Origin of the sequence: Achromobacter sp. GbtcB20 (assembly GCF_019091095.1) — a bacterium.
In the GTDB taxonomy this organism is placed as follows: Bacteria; Pseudomonadota; Gammaproteobacteria; order Burkholderiales; family Burkholderiaceae_B; genus Achromobacter; species Achromobacter mucicolens.
Map to the genome: position 1 here is coordinate 1 of NZ_JAGXJZ010000812.1, position 243 is coordinate 243.

Consider the following 243-nt stretch of genomic DNA (forward strand, 5'->3'; position numbering starts at 1 on the left):
CTCCATGCGCGTGAACACGTTCAGTTCGCGGCTGGAGTGCACCAGGGTGCCGATGCGGTAGTTATAGAAGGGCTCGGTCAGGCCGACCGCGCCCTTGATCGCGCACACGCCGGCCAGGCGGCCATTGGTCGTGTCCTCGAGCGCGAACATGTAGTCGCGCTCGTGCGGCGGGATCGTTTCGGCGAACGAGGCGACGGCGCATTCGACGCGGTCGCCCAGCATCTTGCGGTCGGGGTTCAGGGT

The 243-nt window shown here is 66.7% G+C and carries 1 protein-coding gene; it reads right to left on the minus strand.

What is annotated here, in order from left to right; all coding sequences use genetic code 11:
- A partial coding sequence (locus KVT32_RS31215; RefSeq protein WP_217619548.1) for an arginine N-succinyltransferase occupies positions 1–243 on the minus strand: 243 nt, incomplete at both ends.